The organism is Actinoplanes sp. NPDC026670, assembly GCF_040638175.1.
Lineage (GTDB): Bacteria > Actinomycetota > Actinomycetes > Mycobacteriales > Micromonosporaceae > Actinoplanes.
This window is the reverse complement of the sequence record NZ_JBEZXU010000038.1, coordinates 1-14,040: the sequence shown is the minus strand read 5'-3', so window position 1 is coordinate 14,040 and position 14,040 is coordinate 1. Positions and strand designations below refer to the sequence as shown.

General features: G+C 71.1%; 11 protein-coding genes. 6 read left to right on the top strand and 5 right to left on the bottom strand.

Annotation, left to right across the window (positions count from 1 at the left end):
• Nucleotides 1-14: 14 nt before the first annotated feature.
• Nucleotides 15-2,645, bottom strand: a complete 2,631-nt coding sequence (locus AB0E94_RS31735) for an EAL domain-containing protein (protein ID WP_360333767.1) — start codon at nt 2,643-2,645, stop codon at nt 15-17.
• 140 nt (nt 2,646-2,785) lie between these two features.
• Between AB0E94_RS31735 and AB0E94_RS31730 the strand changes: the two genes are divergently transcribed.
• Nucleotides 2,786-5,080, top strand: a complete 2,295-nt coding sequence (locus AB0E94_RS31730; protein ID WP_360333764.1) for an EAL domain-containing protein — start codon at nt 2,786-2,788, stop codon at nt 5,078-5,080.
• On the opposite strand, the gene AB0E94_RS31725 is transcribed toward AB0E94_RS31730, so the two are convergent.
• Nucleotides 5,077-5,403 (bottom strand): XRE family transcriptional regulator, encoded by a 327-nt coding sequence (locus tag AB0E94_RS31725; protein ID WP_360333761.1) that lies wholly within the window; start codon nt 5,401-5,403, stop codon nt 5,077-5,079. The two genes, AB0E94_RS31730 and AB0E94_RS31725, sit on opposite strands and share 4 nt — an antisense overlap.
• Nucleotides 5,400-5,735 carry a type II toxin-antitoxin system RelE/ParE family toxin gene (locus tag AB0E94_RS31720; protein ID WP_360333759.1) on the bottom strand — a complete coding sequence of 112 codons (336 nt, stop codon included), beginning with the start codon at nt 5,733-5,735 and terminating at the stop codon, nt 5,400-5,402. Before AB0E94_RS31720 ends, AB0E94_RS31725 begins: the two co-directional genes overlap by 4 nt.
• A 190-nt stretch (nt 5,736-5,925) precedes the next feature.
• Between AB0E94_RS31720 and chvE the strand changes: the two genes are divergently transcribed.
• From chvE to AB0E94_RS31705, 3 genes are read left to right on the top strand one after another with little or no spacing between them, the layout of a single operon-like run.
• Nucleotides 5,926-7,020 (top strand): multiple monosaccharide ABC transporter substrate-binding protein, encoded by a 1,095-nt coding sequence (gene chvE, locus AB0E94_RS31715; protein WP_360333756.1) that lies wholly within the window; start codon nt 5,926-5,928, stop codon nt 7,018-7,020.
• A gap of 29 nt (nt 7,021-7,049) precedes the next feature.
• Nucleotides 7,050-8,627: a methyl-accepting chemotaxis protein gene (locus tag AB0E94_RS31710; RefSeq protein WP_360333753.1), complete on the top strand. Its 1,578-nt coding sequence runs from the start codon at nt 7,050-7,052 to the stop codon at nt 8,625-8,627.
• Between the two features lie 25 nt (nt 8,628-8,652).
• Nucleotides 8,653-9,273 carry a hypothetical protein gene (locus AB0E94_RS31705; RefSeq protein ID WP_360333750.1) on the top strand — a complete coding sequence of 207 codons (621 nt, stop codon included), beginning with the start codon at nt 8,653-8,655 and terminating at the stop codon, nt 9,271-9,273.
• 1 nt (nt 9,274) lies between these two features.
• Here the strand turns inward: AB0E94_RS31705 and AB0E94_RS31700 are convergent, their stop codons facing one another.
• Entirely contained in the window at nt 9,275-10,240 is a 966-nt protein-coding gene (locus AB0E94_RS31700) for a helix-turn-helix domain-containing protein (RefSeq protein WP_360333747.1), read from the bottom strand.
• A 71-nt stretch (nt 10,241-10,311) separates the two neighbouring features.
• Here AB0E94_RS31700 and AB0E94_RS31695 point away from each other — a divergent pair, with 71 nt between their 5' ends.
• Nucleotides 10,312-11,250, top strand: coding sequence for an NADP-dependent oxidoreductase (locus tag AB0E94_RS31695; protein WP_360333744.1), 939 nt, complete (start codon nt 10,312-10,314; stop codon nt 11,248-11,250).
• Between the two features lie 383 nt (nt 11,251-11,633).
• Here the strand turns inward: AB0E94_RS31695 and AB0E94_RS31690 are convergent, their stop codons facing one another.
• Nucleotides 11,634-12,815 carry an MFS transporter gene (locus tag AB0E94_RS31690; protein WP_360333741.1) on the bottom strand — a complete coding sequence of 394 codons (1,182 nt, stop codon included), beginning with the start codon at nt 12,813-12,815 and terminating at the stop codon, nt 11,634-11,636.
• Between the two features lie 56 nt (nt 12,816-12,871).
• Here AB0E94_RS31690 and AB0E94_RS31685 point away from each other — a divergent pair, with 56 nt between their 5' ends.
• On the top strand, nt 12,872-13,837 hold the full coding sequence (locus tag AB0E94_RS31685; RefSeq protein ID WP_360333738.1) for a helix-turn-helix domain-containing protein: 966 nt from the start codon (nt 12,872-12,874) through the stop codon (nt 13,835-13,837).
• Nucleotides 13,838-14,040 lie beyond the last annotated feature (203 nt).

The window sequence follows — 14,040 nt, the reverse complement described above, 5'->3', positions numbered from 1 at the left end:
GATCGCCTCGGTGCTCACCGGTGCTCGGTGTCGCGGGAGTGCTCGATCAGGGCCTCGACGTGTTCGGCGGGCATCGGGCGGCCCAGCAGGTCGCCCTGCCCGAGGCGGCAGCCGGTGGCGTACACCGTCTCCAGATCGTCGTCGGTGGCCAGGCCGTCGGCGATGACGTCCAGGCCGAGGCGGCGGCCCAGGGTCACGGCGACGTCCATGATCGCGCCGACTTCGGACGAGGCGCCGGCCGGGCGGCTGAAGACGGCACGGTCGACTTTGAGCACGTCCACCGGGAGGACCCGCAGGCGGCTCAGTGAGGTCGGGCCGGCGCCGAAGTGGCCGACCGCCGTACGCACGTCGCTCATCCGCAGCCGCCGCAGCTGTTCGGCGAGCCGTTCCCCGGATTCCGGCCCCTGGTGCAGGTCGTCCTCGCTGACCTCGACGACGAGCGCCGACCGTGGCAGCCGGTGGGCCGACAGCACCTCGTCGAGCCCCGAGTGGAACACCTCGTCACCCAGTTCGCCGGGGCGGACGCCGATCGAGAACCACAGCGGTTGATACTGCCGCCGCCACGCCGCGACCTGCCGGCACGTCCGCTGCAACGCCCATCGCCGCAGGTCACCGAGCACGCCGAGGTCCTCGGCGAGGGCCAGCAGTTCGTCGGCGGGCAGCCGCCCCAGCGTCGGATGCCGCCAGCTGAGCACCGCGTCGACCCCGACCGGATGGCGCCCGGCGAGCTCGAACACCGGCTGGAACAGCAGCTCCACCTCGTTGCGGTCGACGGCGGTGGGCAGGTCCTGTTCGAGTGTGGACCGGCGGACCAGCCGCTCCTCGATGACCTCGTCGTACCACTCGACGCCGCCCGGTGGCTGGGGCCGGGCCATCCGCAGGCCGAGGCCGGCGCGGCGCAGCACCTCGTCGACGTCGGTGTCCGGGCAGAGGTCGCTGAGCCCGGCCCAGACCTGGAGGTGCGCGCTGGCCCCGTCCAGCTCGTAGGGCGCGGTCAGCGCGGTGACCAGCTGGTTGGCGAGCAGGTGGGCGCGGACCGCGCCGTTGCGGGTCACCACCGCGAGGCGGGCGTCGCCGACACGGGCCGGGACGTCGGTGTCGCCGATGCGGGTACGGACCCGGCGCGCCGCCTCGACGAGGACCGTGTCCGACCGCTCCGGACCGTGCACGTCGTTGATCGCGGTCAGGCCGCCGAGCTCCAGCAGGATCAGCGCGCCACCGTCGACGGCGCCCGGCCCGGCCCGGCGCAGCCCGCGGAGGTTGGCGAGCCCGGTCAGCGGGTCCTGGTGGGATGCCTGCTGGAGGGCCTGTTCGAGTTCGCGCTGGTCGGTGACGTCGCGGATGTGCAGCACGAGACTGCGGCCGGGCATCGCCGGGTCGGCGCCGCCCACGGTCCATTCGGTGTCCCGCCAGCGGCCGAACCCGTCCCGGAACCGGGCGGTGACCGACCGCGCGTCGGCGAGGTCGAACCGGTCGGAGTTGAGACACTCGACCAGGAACGCGCCGACCGTGCCGGCCTGCTCCTGGTGCACATGCGCGGTGATCGGGCGGCCGAGGACGTCCTGGTCGGAGAGGCCGAAGAGCCGGGCCGCGGCCGGGGACTGCCAGCACACGGCCAGACCGGTGTCGACCACCACCGCCACGTCGGAGGAGCCGAACATCAGGCTGCGCAGCCGGTTGCCGTGGTGGGTGAGCAGTTCGGCGTGGCGGCGCAGCGCGATCGCCGAGACGAACTCCCGGGTCGCCACCGCGAGCAGCGCGATCACCGCCAGGGCGATCGAGGTCGCGTCCAGGCTGCCGCCATGCAGCAGCTTGGCCACCACCGCCACCGACGAGCCCAGCACCGGCAGCGCGAACAGCGGGAAGCCGGCGGCCGGCTCGCCACCGGCGGGGACCGGCGGCCCGGCGTCCGGGTCGACCCGGACGCTGCCCCACCACATCACCCAGGCCGCGACGTTGACGGCGGCGCCGGACGCGACCGCGGCGAGCGCCGAGTTGGGGTTGGCCGGGTTGTCGGCGGCGATCACCTGCGCGGTGACGCAGACCAGGGCGAGGGCGACGCCGGGGCCGGCCCAGCGCAGGGACGCCCGGTGCCTGGTCGCGTGCACGCCGGCGACCGCCGCGGTGGCGGTCGCGATGGCGCCGAGGAAGGCTGCGATCGCCGACGCGCCGCGCAGGTAGCCGTCGCTGAAGATCAGCACCCAGGTGGGCAGGATGAGGCAGGCCGAGACGCCGGTGATGTCCAGGCAGACCCGCAGCCGGCCGAGCGGGTCGCGGTGCTGGTGGGGGCGCAGCAGGCCGGGCATCATCACGAGCACGACCACGACCAGGCAGACCAGGTAGAGGCGCGCGGACAGGGTGACCCCGTCGGCGGTGGCCTCCGGCTCGACGAGGCTGATGGCCCCGCAGGCCAGCCCGGTGGCGCCGGTGAGGAGCAGCCCGGCGCCGAGCACCTGGGCGCGGAACCGTGGCCCGGCAGTCGTCGCGTGATGGGCGGCCCACAGCATCGCCACGGCCGGGAGCAGCACGCCTCCACTCAGCACCCCGCCCGCGACCGGCAGCGGGAGCAGCACCACGACGGCGAGAGCCAAGACCGATCCACCGACGACGTACGTGGATGGACGCACCGACCGCAGCGCATTCATGCGGCACATCCTACGGAGCCCGGGTCGATCTATTAACAGGCCGTGACCGATCGATGACTCGACACTCGGCGAAGTAATCCTTCAGTGGGTGGGCCACCGGCCGATGGTGGGGTCTATGGCTCTGGGCGATGAGGAGACGGATGAACGGCGAAGCTGAGGCTCGGCGTGTCGGCGCCGGCGCCCTGGTGGGTGTGTCGGTTCTGCTGGCCGGGTTCGCCGTGACGGTGTTCGCACTGAACGTCGCGGGTATCCGTACCCCATCGTTGTTGCTCTGGTCTGCCATGCCGTTGGCGTCGGCCGTCGCGGTGATCTCGCTGGCCGGGGTCGCCCGCAACCCCGCCCTGCCGCCGGCCACCAGGCATTTCTGGCGGGACCTGGCGATCAGCACCGGTTTTGTGGTCGCCGGGTCGCTGGCGCACGCCTTCGACGGGTTGCGTGGCCTGCCCGCGATGACCCTGTCGACCGCCGCGGCCCTGGGTTACGGCGGCTCGGTGGTGGTCAACATGTGGGCGATGGTCCGGTTGCCGCTGCGGTTCGGCAGCCGCGGCGACGTGCTGCGGGCTGCTCTCGACGGGCTCACCGTGCTGCTGGCGGCGGGCGCGTTCTCCTGGCATTTCGTGACCCGGCCGATGATGGACGGCGCCGGGTTCGCGGCGACCGCGGTGCTGGCCGCGTCCCTGACGATGGCCCTCAACCTGCTCAGTCTCTTCGCGGTGGGCAAGGTGGCGCTGGCCGGCCGGGGTCACCTGGCGCCCGGGGTGCTGCCGATGCTGACGCTCGCGCTGGTCGGCGGCACGACGATCGCCGCCGGTCAGCGGTTCGTCGACGAGCCGTGGCTGAGCTCGGCGCAGGTGGCCGTCCCGGTGGTCATGCTGTGCACCGTGCTGGCCGCCCGCAACCAGGCCCGCGCGGCCGCCGGACGCCGGCGTGTCCGGGCCGGCCGGCGGTTGCCGTCGTGGCTGCCGTACGTGGCCATCGCCGCCGTCGACACGCTGCTTCTGGCACTGATCGCAACCGGACACGACGACGCGCTGCCGATCGGCGCGGTCGCGGTCGTGCTGACCGGTCTCGTGGTGGCCCGGCAGCAGACCGTGTTCCGGGAGAACGCGAGCCTGGTCGCCCGCCTCGACCACGGCGCCACCCACGACACGCTGACCGGCCTGCCGAACCGGGCGCTGTTCACCGAACGCCTCGACGCGGCGCTGGCCGCCGACGACCAGGACACGCCGGTCAGCGTCGCGCTGATCGACCTGGACGACTTCAAGACCGTCAACGACACGCTCGGCCACGGCGTCGGTGACGCGCTGCTGGTCGCGGTGGCCGACCGCCTCAACGGAGCGGTCCGCGCCGGTGACACGGTGGCGCGGCTCGGCGGCGACGAGTTCGTGGTGGTGCTGGCCGACATCGACGAGGACGCGGCCGAGGCGGCCGGTCACCGGATCATCGCGGCTCTGGCCGAGCCGGTCGTCGCCCAAGGCCACGAGCTGCTGGTACGGGCGAGCGTCGGCCTCGCCAACGGGCACAGTGGACAGGATGCCGCGGACCTGCTGCGGCGCGCCGACATCGCGATGTACGCGGCCAAACACGACGGCGGCGGTGGCGTGCGGTGCTACAGCGACGTGATGGCCGTGTCGATCGCGGACATCGCGGCCCTGGGCGCGCAGTTGCGCCACGCGATCAATGACGGTCAGCTGTTTCTCCAGTACCAGCCGATCGTCGCGCTCGACACCGGCCGGCTGCGCGGGGTGGAGGCGCTGGTCCGGTGGGCCCATCCGGAACGGGGCATCGTGCCTCCGGTCGAGTTCATCCCGGTCGCGGAACGTACCGGCCTGATCGTCCCGCTCGGTGACTGGGTGCTGCGTGAGGCGTGCGCCCAGCTGGCCGCGTGGCGTTCGGAGCACGGCGACCGCGCGCCCCGGATGCTGAACGTCAACGTGAGCGCCCGCCAGCTGCGCGAAACGGGTTTCGTGGAGCGGGTCGCCGCGATCCTGAACGAGACGGGCGTGCCCGCGCACCGCCTGACCCTGGAGATCACCGAGAGCACGGCGGTGGCGCTGGGCGAGGCGGTGACCCGCCTGGACGACCTGCGCCGGATGGGCATCCGGATCGCGCTGGACGACTTCGGCACCGGCGCGTCGACGTTGACGCTGCTGCACGAGCTGCCGGTGGACCAGCTGAAGCTGGACCGCTCGTTCACGCAGGGCACCGACACGAGCCGCCGGGACACCATGCCGGCCGCGGTGATCGCCCTGGCCGACGCGGTCGGCCTGGACCTGGTGGCCGAGGGCGTCGAGACCGGCGACCAGGCGGCCCGCCTGGCCGAGCTGGGCTACCAGCACGCGCAGGGCTACCACTTCGCCCGCCCGCTGCCGGCCGCCGCCGTGCAGGCCCTGATGGCCGAGCACCCACCGACCCTGGCCACCGCGGATGCCTAGCCGACCACCAGCCGCTCCCCGCCGAAGTCAGCGACGATCTCCATCCGCCCGCCGAGCGCAGCGATGTAAGCAGCGAGGGTTCTCAACTCGCTCGCATCGACCTTGGCGCGTTCGATGGCCGAGACCCGTTCCTGGCGTACGTTCATCCGCTCAGCGACCTCAGCCTGAGTCAGCCCGAGGCGCTTACGCATCTCGGCAAGCCGATGAGCTCGGCTGACGTTGATGAGAGCCTGCGCCCCGGCCTCGACCTCGGCGCGGTCCTCAGAGTCGGGAAAGAACTCGGCGAGGAAACCATCACGGCCATACCCATGGGTGCTGCTCATGACTCCTCCTTCTCCTTCAGATAGGTCGCATACCTCGCCTCAGCGAGTGGGATCGACTGCCGGTACCAGGCGCTCCACTGCCCGGCCTTGTCCCCTGCGACAAGGAGGACCGCGTTACGCGCAGGATCGAAAACGAAGAGGACCCGGATCTCCGTAGTCCCGGCCGAGCCTGGCCGAAGCTCTTTGAGGTTGTGCAGGTTCGAGCCTTTGATCCGGTCGACCAGCGGTCTACCGAGACTCGGACCTTCTTCGATCAGGGCTGTGATCGCCTGGCCAATCAGGATGGCGCTGGCGCGATCAGTGCGGCGAAGTTGATGTAACCACTCCCGCACCTCCGTGACGATTCCAGACGATAGGTCACGCGGCAATGCTACCCGGGCGCAGTACTTGTGTGTACTGAGATGCCTGGCGGTACGACAACCGGCGGATTCGTGGGGCAGACAGTTAAGAAGCTGGTCGGAAGTGTCGATTCTCGGGCTGGGACCGGATCGGTCCGACCTTCAGTGAAACGGGGAGAGATCGGTGCTGGCACGACGGTGGGTGGCATGTACGGCTGTGGCGGCAGTGCTGATCACCACGAGCGGCTGTGACGACGGCGCCGAGACCGCGGCGGCCGCCGTGTCCGAGAAGGGCACCGTCGGGCTGGCGATGCCGACGACGAAGTCCGAGCGCTGGATCGGCGACGGCGACAACATGAAGCGGCAGTTCGAGCTGCTCGGCTACCGGACCGACATGCAGTACGCCGACGACGACATCCAGAAGCAGATCGAGCAGATCGACGACATGGTCGAGAACAAGGTCCGTGCCCTGATCATCGGCGCGATCGACGGCACCGCGCTGAAGGGTGTGCTGGCGAAGGCGGCCGCCGCGGACATCCCGGTGATCGCCTACGACCGGCTGATCCGCGACAGCGGCGACGTCGACTTCTACGCCACATTCGACAACTACAAGGTCGGTGTGCAGCAGGCGACCTCGATCGTCGACGCGCTGAAGCTGAAGAGCGGCGGCGGCTCGTACAACCTGGAGCTGTTCGCGGGTTCTCCGGACGACAACAACGCCACCTTCTTCTTCAACGGCGCCATGAGCGTGCTCAAGCCGTACATCTCCTCGGGTCGTTTGAAGGTTCGCAGTGGTGAGACGAAGTTCGCCGACGTGGCCACGATGCGGTGGGATGCCGCCGTGGCGCAGAAGCGGATGGAACGACTGCTGAGCAGCGACTACGGGTCGGCCCGGGTGGACGCGATCCTGTCGCCCTACGACGGGATCAGCCGCGGCATCCTGACCGCGCTGGAGGCCGGCGGATACGGCTCGAAGGGCAAGAAGCTGCCGGTGCTGACCGGTCAGGACGCCGAACTGGACTCGGTGAAGCTGATCGCGGCCGGCAAGCAGACCGAGACCGTCTACAAGGACACCCGTGAGCTGGCGAAGGTGGCCGTGCAGATGACGAACGCGCTGCTGATCGACGAGAAGCCGATGATCAACGACACCGAGCAGTACCACAACGGGGTCGAGGTCGTGCCGACGTTCCTGCTCCAGCCGGTGAACGTGGACAAATCCAACTACGAACGCGTCCTCGTCGACGGTGGCTACTACACCGCCGCCCAGGTCGCCTCCTGACGCCCGGCCGAGACGAAGGAGGCCCTGAGATGTCCTACAAAACCCTGCTCGCCGACGCCTCGGTCAGCACGAAACTGACCGCGCTCGTCGCATCCGGCCTGCTGGCCGTCGGCACCTGTGTCGGTGTGACGCTCTACAACAACCAGGTCGCGGACCGTACCGCCGCCGAGCTCGCCGACCTCAACACTGCCAGCGCCCTGGTGCTGCGGCTGGACCGGGCGGCCAGCGACGTCAAGACGCATGGTCTGCAGGCGATCGCCCGCCGGACCCCGCAGGAGCAGATCGCCCTGCTGAAGGAGGAACTGGCCAAGGCCCAGAAGCTGCTGGACGAGCTGGAGGGGATCGAGCTGCCCGGCGAGCTGTCCGCCGCGGTGGGCCGGATCCGGACCGTCTACAACGACTACGGCCAGGTGATCGAGCAGTTCGTGGCCGGGGCGGTGGCCGAGCAGAGCCAGGCCCGCCTGTCCTGGGAACAGATCGACGTCGACAACTATCTGATCAGCGCGGTGCTGGAGAACGAGCGCGCCCTGTTCGCCGCCACCACCGACAAGGCCAGCGCGGACGCGACGGCCAGCCGTAACCAGGCGCAGATGATCCTGCTGGCCACCGCGCTCGCCGCGATCGTCGTGCTGTGTGTGCTGGCCCGGATCATCGTCACCTCGATCACCCGGCCGTTGCAGCGGGTGCGTACCGCGTTGAAGGCGATGGCCGAAGGCGACCTGACGGTCACCACCGAGGTCACCTCGGGTGACGAGATGGGCCAGATGGCCCGCGCCCTGGACGAGGCGCAGGGCAACATGCGTACGGTCGTCGCACAGGCCGCGGCCTCGGCGAAGGCCCTGTCGACGGCGGCCGACGACATGACCGCCACCGCCGGCAGCATCGCGGACGCGGCGGTCGGCTCGTCACAGCAGGCCCGGACCGTCTCCGGCACCGCCGAGTCGGTGTCGTCGAACGTCGGCGCGGTCGCCGCCGGCGCGGCCGAGATGGCCGAGTCGATCCGGGAGATCGCGCAGAGCACCGCCCGCGCGGCCGAGGTGGCCGGCCAGGCCGTTGACGTGGCCCGTTCGACGAGCTCGCACATCGACAAGCTGGGCACCTCGTCGGCCGAGATCGCGGCCGTGGTCGGCGCGATCACCAGCATCGCCGAGCAGACGAACCTGCTGGCCCTGAACGCGACGATCGAGGCGGCCCGGGCCGGGGAGTCCGGCAAGGGCTTCGCGGTGGTCGCCAGCGAGGTGAAGGACCTGGCTCAGGAGACGGCTCGGGCCACCGAGGACATCACCCGGCGGGTCGCGGCGATCCAGCAGGACACGGCCGGCGCGGTCGAGGCGATCAGCCAGATCACCTCGGTGATCGAGCAGATCAACGACTTCCAGGCGACGATCGCGGCGGCCGTGGAGGAGCAGACCGCGACCACCGCCGAGATGAACCGGGGCATCTCCGCGGTCGCCGACGGCGCCGGGCACATCGCGGCCGGGGTGGCCGGGCTGGCGTCGGCGTCGGAGGTCACCACAGCGGGCGCCGCGCAGTCGAAGCAGGCGATCACCGAACTCAGCTCGATGGCACGCGAACTGCAAGGCCTGGTCGCCCGCTTCCGGGCGTAAATCCTGCGGAGATAGGGTCCACCCGGTGGAGATAATCGACATCATCGGGTGGGCCGGCTCAGTTCTTCTCGTCTGGTCCCTGTTACAGAGCCGGCTGCTGCGCCTGCGCGCGCTGAACCTCGTCGGCTGTCTCGTGCTCATCGGCTTCAACGCGGCGGTCGGCGTCTGGCCGATGGTCGGCCTCAACGTGGTCCTCGCGGTGATCAACGTCTGGTACCTGTGGCGGATGCTGGCGACCCGCCACGACGACAACGTCTACCAGGTGGTCGAGGTCCGCGCCGACGATGCGTTCCTGCTGCACGTGCTGCGCAACAACCACGACGACATCAAGAGATTCAACCCCGGCTTCGGTACGGAGACGCTGACGCGCCCGGGTGCCGCGGCTTTCCTGGTGGTGAACGCCGACGAGGTCGCCGGGGTGGTGGTGTTCCACACCGCCGGTGACGGGGTGGCGCAGGTCGACCTGGACTATGTGATCGAGCGGTACCGCGATCTCACGCCCGGCGAGTTCGTGTTCCGGCGCAGCGGCTACTTCACCGACCGCGGCTGCCTCGCGGTGCTCACCCCGCCGGGGATGCGGGCCCCGTACTACGACCGGCTCGGGTTCGAGCGCAGCGGTGACTCGTACCGTCTCGAATTGAATTGAATTAAGCGGCCTCGTGCCGGAAGGTGCGCCGGTAGCTGTGCGGGCCGACGCCGGTGACCGACCGCAGGTGCATCCGGAAGGATGCCGCGGTGCCGAACCCGGACCGTTCGGCGACCCGCTCGACCGGCAGGTCGGTGCTCTCCAGCAGGTGCCGGGCCAGGTCGACCCGCCGGCTGATCAGCCACGAACCGGGCGTGACCCCGGTCTCCTGACGGAACCGTCTGGTGAACGTGCGGACGCTCATCCGGGCGTGGCCGGCCAGCGCCGCCAGGTTGAGCGGCTCCTCCAGATGCTGCAACGCCCACTCGCGGGTCGGGGCGGTCGACGTCTCGGCCCGTTCCGGCAGGTGCTGCTCGATGTACTGGGCCTGGCCACCGTCGCGCCACGGCGGCACCACGCAGCGACGGGCGACCGCGTTGGCGATCTCGCTGCCGTGGTCACGGCGCACCACGTGCAGGCACACGTCGACACCGGCGGCCGCGCCGGCCGAGGTGAGCACGTCGCCGTCGTCCACGAACAGCACCGCCGGGTCGACGGTGATCTGCGGGAACAGCCGCTGGAAATGATCGGCGCAATACCAGTGGTTGGTGGCCGGGCGGCCGTCCAGCAGCCCGGCCGCGGCCAGCACATACGCCCCGGTGCAGATCGACACCAGCCGGGTGCCGGGCCGGAGGTGCGCGAGCGCGGCCCGGACCGGCTCGCTGAGGGTGCCCTCGGTGAACATCGGCGCGAGCGGGGCCAGCGCCGGCACCACGACGGTGTCGGCGCTGGCCAGGACCTCCGGCCCGTGCTCGACGGTGATGCTGAAATCGGCGTCGGTCGGCACCGGGTCGGCGCTGAGACCGGCGGTGACCACCTCGTACAGCCGCGCGCCGGTGCTGTCGACGACACTTCCGAACACCCGCCGGGGGATGCCCATCTCGAACGGGTAGACGCCGGGCAGGGCGAGGACGACGACTCGATGCATGGCCAGATCTTTGCACATCTCGTCATTCAGGCCACTGTTTCGGTACGGCCATGGCCGCGACGCTGTATCCCATGCGCGTCATCACTCAAGATCAGCTGGGCGGTCCCGAGGTTCTCCACGAGAGCACCGCGGACCGGCCCTCCCCCGGACCGACCGAGATCCTGGTCCGGGTGCACGCCGCCGGCCTCAACCCGGTGGACGCCAAGTCCCGTGCCCACGGCGGTTTCCTCGGGCAGCCGCCGTTCGTCCTCGGCTGGGACGTGTCGGGCGTCGTCGAAGAGGTGGGCGTCGGCGTGACCCTGTTCGCGCCGGGCGACGAGGTGTTCGGGATGCCGCGGTTCCCGCGCCCGGCCGGCGCCTACGCCGACTACGTGACCGGCCCGGCCCGGCACTTCGCCGCCAAACCGGCCGAGCTCGACCACGTTCAGGCCGGTGGACTGCCGTTGACCGGGCTCACCGCGTGGCAGGCGCTCGTCGACCGGGCCCGGGTGCGGCCGGGTCAGCGGGTTCTCGTTCATGCGGCGGCCGGCGGGGTCGGTCATCTCGCGGTTCAGATCGCCAAAGCCCAGGGCGCGTACGTGATCGGCACCGCCCGTGCGGCCAAGCACGACCTGCTGCGTGAACTGGGCGCGGACGAGGTCGTCGACTACACCGCGGTCGACTTCACCGAGGCGGTCGAACCCGTCGACGTGGTGATCGACCCGATCGGCGGCGACGACGGTCCGCGCTGCCTGCGGGTGCTCAAGCCCGGTGGGGTAATGGTGTCGCTCAACTCGCCGGCCGAGCAGCGTCTGGTGGCGGAGGCGGAGCAGCTCGGGGTGCGGGCCGGGTTCCTGCTGGTCGAACCGGACCGGGCCGGCCTGCTGGCACTGGCCGACCTGGTCCGGGCCGGGCGGTTGCGGGTCCTCGTCGAGGCTTCGCTGCCGCTGGCCGAGGCAGCGAAGGCCCACGAGCTGAGCGAGACCGGCCGGGCGACCGGCAAGATCGTGCTAACCACCGACGCTCGCTGAGTCGCCAGCCTGCGACGACCAGCGCGCACAATGCGGCAACGTGCGATTTCACCCTCGCCGGGACGACGACGGGCGCACACGGACGGCACAACGTGTGCGCCCGTCCCCGTCAGAGCGAAGCAGGCGCACACGATCGGCGAACGTGTGCGCTGAACATCGCTGCGCCCAGGCAACGTGTGCGCTGAACATCGCCGAGGGCGGGCCCGCCCTCGGCATCGTCTCTGGACGGCCGTCCAAGGCCGTAGGACCTCGCGGTGATCTTGCGGGGTTCGTTGGGGATGACGCCGAACAGGGGGGATGCAAGATTCACTTCGGCTGCCGCCCCGACCTGCAATGTCGCTTCACAAATGGCGAACTCGAGGGCGGGACAGGTGTGGCCGGATTCAACAAGATCGCGAGAGGGCGGGGCGTGCCAGCGCGCGGGTGGCGGCGCCGGCCGCCACGAACACGCCGCCGAGCAGGAGCCAGCCGGGCAGGCCGAACGCGACCGCGGTCGACGTGACCACCACCGGGGCGACGGCCCGGCCGATGGCGACGCCGGCCTGGCTGACGCCCTGGTAGGCACCGGACGCGGCCGGGTCGGCCCATTCGAAGGCCAGTTCCCAGCCGCCGGTCTCGGTGACGATCTCGCCGAGGCTGTGCGCCACCACCGCGGCCACCAGCAGCGCTGTGGTGAGTCCGGCGCCGCCCGGATACCCGGCCGCCGCGTAACCGAGGCACGCCACCAGGAGCAGAACCGTGCCGAGCAGGACCGCCCGGCCCGCCGACGGCACGTCGGTGACCAGCCGGGTCGACCAGACCTGGAGGAACGAGACCAGGGCGGTGTTGAGCAGCAACAGCAGCGCCACGGTCACGTCGGGCGCGGACGTGTGCCCGGTCACCCACAGTGGCATCCCCACCGTGAGCAGCAGGAACTGCATGCTCACCACGGCATGCAGCGCGGTCGCGGTCAGGTAGCGGCGATCGCCCAGCGGTGACCGGCCGACCTCGGCGGGCCGGTCACCGCCGCCCCCGGAAAGAGCGGGCAGAGCCCGCAACGGCACCAGAGCGAGCAGGATGAGTACGGCCGCCAGCAGCACCGCCGTCACATAGGCGGTCCGGGTACCCACCACGAGAACGACAGCCGCCAGCCCGGAGCCGGCCGCGATGGACACGTTGTCCACCACCCGCAGCCAGGCACGGACACCGACCCGGTCCGGACCGGTGAACGCCCGTGCCAGCAGCGCGACATGAGCCGTCCGCTGCACGCTCTCGGCACCGACGGCCACGGAGGCGACCAGCACGAACGTGGCGGCGTCGCCGGTCAGGCAGTAGGCCGCGAGCGCCCCGGCCTGTGCTGTGGCCGCGACCAGCAGCACCCGCCGTGGCCCGAACCGGTCACAGAGCCGCCCGGCTGCGAAGGCGGTCACCACTCCCCCGGCGCCGGCCACGGTCAGGCCCACCCCGACGGTGGCCGGGCTCAACCCGGCGACGGTGGTGAAGAACAGCGCGCTGACGCTGAACATCACGCCCTTGGCGGTCGAGGTGGCCACGGTGGCCCAGGTCAGGACTTGTTTCACAGGCACGGGCACCAGTTGACCGGGCCGGACCGGACCGAGCCATTGATGTAGCATTCTGCTTCATGCCGGTGCGATACAGGCTGGTCGGCCCCGATCTGGCGAGCGTCCGGTTCGCTGTGTCGCCGCTCAACGAGCTCGTGCTGTCCCTGCGCAGCTGGCGTGATCCCGGCCGGTTCCCGGTCCACCTGCCGTGGATCCGGCGCATGCAGCAGGCCCGCGACCGCCTCGACACCGAGATGCTGCTGGCGCTCGTCGACGAACGACTGTCGACCCCCGATTTCCTGACGCCGCCGCCACGCTCCCCGCTGACCCGCCTCGACGACGAACTGGCCGCGCTGGCCGCCACCCCGCCCGAGGTCGTCAGGCGGAATCTGCGCTCGCTGTACCGCGCCGACGAGAACGTCCCGCCACCGCTACGCGCGCCGGATCCGCTGCCCCGCCTGGTCGCTGCCCTGACCCGCTACTGGGACCTGTGTTTCGCCGGCGACTGGCCGCGGATGCGGGCGCTGCTGGAGGCCGACGTCACCTACCGTGGACGCGAGATCGCCCAGCACGGCCTGGCCCGGATGTTCGCCGGCCTGTCCGAGCGGGTCACGATGACAGGCGACACCGTCGAGGTGCGCCTGCACTCGGACGTCCACTACACCCGCCCGACATCCGGCGGCCTGACCCTGGTCCCGACGATGTGGACCCCGGCGGTGGCGGCCCCGATCTCCGCCGGCGAACCCCCACTGATCATCTACCTGGCCCGCGGCTCCGGAACCCTGTGGGAGCCCGAGCCGCTGCCCGCTCCGGGCGCGCTGGCCGCCCTGCTCGGCGCTCACCGGGCGGGCTTGCTGGCCCGCCTGGACACGCCGGCCTCGTCCACCGAACTGGCCACCCGCCTCGGCGTCACGACGACCGCGGTCAACCAGCACCTGCGGGCACTGCGTGCCGGCGGCCTGCTGGTGAGCGCCAGACACGGCCGCTCAGTCCTCTATCGTCGCTCCGACCTGGGCGACCGGCTCCTGGCCGGCCCGACCTTGTGAAGTTCCACGCCCCCACCGTCGATCTTGTGGAGTTCGGCAAGGCAGAGGTGTGCCCGAACTCCACAAGATCGCCGAGGGGGTGGCGCGACGGCCGCGATCTTGTGGAGTTTCGCCGGGGGGGCGGCTCACCACAACAAAAGCGGGGGCAGGGGGGTGTAGGGGGGGGAGCGCGGGGGGTGTGGGCGGCGGACCCGGACCCGAGA